Raw genomic sequence first — 2367 nt, 5'->3', positions numbered from 1 at the left:
ATTTATCGAATTATCTTGCTTGGTTTAGGGAAAGCAACGCGAAGCTCAATAAACAAGAAATATTAGTCGCTGCCTATGGGTGACAACAGTGTTCTACAACAGAGCCAAAAATTTGATGTTAAAGCTATAGAACCTGGAAAAGGATAAAATGACAGGGGCGTCAAACCACGAAAAACGATTGTTTGTGAAGGACCTGAAAGTGAGTGATAATCACTAATAAAGTCTTTTTAGGGGCTTTATTACTATCTAAGCTTTATCGCTTAATCCCCATATCACGCAGTGCTTTTTTCTCTTTTTCAGACAAAAATGTCATCTCCAGACCGTTGATTTTTGCTTGTTTTATTTTTGTAATACTCAGGCCTGCTTTAGGGACTGTCACTTCATACTAAATATCCCTCTACGCTGGGTCGTTGGTATTTATTAATGCCATCATACTATGCTCTAGGAAGGTTTTAATTGGATGCTTGTAGATATCGGCAAGAGTACAGCTTTTCCTGTTAGAGGTAAAACACGGATCCATAGCAATTTTGTTTACCGCTAAATAATCCAGCAGTTTTAAGTCTTCAAGTGCTTTAACATGATGAAAGAGAGAATTGCGCCTAACTCATTAATAGCTTGCCACATATTTTCTGAATCCGTTGCTTCACCGGCATGACCTATTACACATTGTCCTGCATTCTTACCTTGGTGGCCAAATCCTATTGAGTTTGAACGTCAGATAGAGTTTTAAAAACTAGCTTAACTAACTTAACTAACTTAACTGGTGTAACCGATTTCTATTGACTAGGTCAGTTTACTCTGCTTAATGGCATTTTTACTTTAACGTTTCTTCCTTTCTGGAGTCTTTTGTAAGAGCTTGACAGACATCTACATGTAACTCGCGCAGTCAAAATGCTACAAATATTTTGTGGCTTGCTATCGGGACGCACCATTTCAGTAATTAGTCAAATCCTTGTTAAACATTAACTTAACTTTTTTTAATTCTATTACTTTATATAATAGTACTCCCTTATCACTATTTGGTATTAAAAAGCAATAAATTAACCTGTACATTCGCGGTTTTGAGGCTTTACTTAGTTTAATAAATAATGTTTTGTGAGTGATATCACTATTTTCCAAAGTTGAGTTTAGGCTTTTATAGAACTTCTGTCGTTGCCACACAATGTATTTATTGCACTCAACCATTGTTGACTTGCCGTAACAGGTTGGGTTCATTGATTATTGCTTGATACCTACCCTTGCAGTATTTCAGATATCCGTAATAAATGTGGAGCTGACTATGAGTAGCCATGACTTAGAAAATAAAAATGACCTTGGACTTGAAGAGGTTGATCCTGCCGACGCTAAACAAATAGTAAATTCTATCAATCAAACCTTAGAAAATGACCTTGGCGAATTAAATGCAGTTGATCAAGAATCCCTGGCTGAAATTGCCGCTATTCAAGCTGCTATCGAAGAGGGTGACATAGAAGCCGTAGAGGATATTGAAACCGCCGCAGGTGATGCTGGTTCTGACGGCGGATTTGATGCCGTTACTTTATCAAGAAACGGTAGTGAAAGTACCGCAAGCTCAGAGTTTTCAACTGATGAGTTTTCTTTATCACCAATAAACAACGAAATTATCGATACCAATTTATCTGAAGTAAATATAGCACCGACCTTAGTTGTAGATGGGGGCTCTATTGATGAAGATGCAGGTAGTATTACGGTTCCTTATTCAGCTCAAGATACAGATGGTGTAATTGTCTCAACAACTGCCTCTGTGCCAGCAGAACAGGGTACCGTCTCTGTAAATCAAATAGATGGCACCATCACATTTACCCCCGCACCAAACTTTAATGGCGATGCAGTGATCACTGTAGTAACTACAGATGATGGCGGAGCAACTGCAACAGAGGATACAACTATTGTTGTAAACCCTGTGATAGATCCTGTGTATGCACAAATTAGTGTTGATCAAAGTTCTGTCAGTGAGGGCGGAATATTAACTTATACCGTTAGTTTGGTAGATGCAGATAATAATCCAGTTGTGGTCCCAGCTGGAGACTCAGTGAATGTACAGCTTGATTGGACTGGCCTTGCCGCGGGCGGTGCAGATACCAGTGCTTTACCTGCAAGTGTTAATGTTACCGGTGATTCTCAAGTAACGTTTCAGATTGATGCGGTTGATGATTTCTTAGCCGAGGGCAGTGAGCCATTAATTGTTACTATTAGTGGCGTGACAGACACTGATAGTAACTATGAAGCGGTTGCAGCGGATGAAGATAACAAAGTAGCTAATAGCGCAATTACTGATGAAGAAGTTTTTGGTCCAGAAGATACCATCACTCAGAAGATACCATCACTTTACAAGTCTTTGCGGTAGAT

At 39.0% G+C, this 2367-nt stretch carries 2 protein-coding genes and 1 pseudogene; 1 reads left to right on the top strand and 2 read right to left on the bottom strand.

Features of this window, described 5'->3' with window-relative positions; all coding sequences use genetic code 11:
* Window positions 1-253: 253 nt before the first annotated feature.
* Window positions 254-379 carry a hypothetical protein gene (locus tag G322_RS24645; RefSeq protein WP_022943210.1) on the bottom strand — a complete coding sequence of 42 codons (126 nt, stop codon included), beginning with the start codon at window positions 377-379 and terminating at the stop codon, window positions 254-256.
* 18 nt (window positions 380-397) lie between these two features.
* Window positions 398-577: pseudogene (locus G322_RS24960) on the bottom strand (adenosine deaminase); the annotation flags it as partial.
* 702 nt (window positions 578-1279) lie between these two features.
* Between G322_RS24960 and G322_RS0118770 the strand changes: the two are divergent.
* Window positions 1280-2365, top strand: a complete 1086-nt coding sequence (locus tag G322_RS0118770; RefSeq protein WP_022943208.1) for an Ig-like domain-containing protein — start codon at window positions 1280-1282, stop codon at window positions 2363-2365.
* The last annotated feature ends 2 nt before the right edge of the window (window positions 2366-2367 follow it).

Source organism: Psychromonas hadalis ATCC BAA-638 (assembly GCF_000420245.1).
GTDB lineage: Bacteria > Pseudomonadota > Gammaproteobacteria > Enterobacterales > Psychromonadaceae > Psychromonas > Psychromonas hadalis.
The sequence above is the reverse complement of the archived record's forward strand: the minus strand, read 5'-3'. Positions and strand labels throughout refer to the sequence as shown.

Coding starts and splice junctions, on each gene's coding strand:
- G322_RS0118770 (WP_022943208.1), top strand. CDS start 1,280: ATGAGTAGCCATGACTTAGAAAATAAAAATGACCTTGGACTTGAAGAG.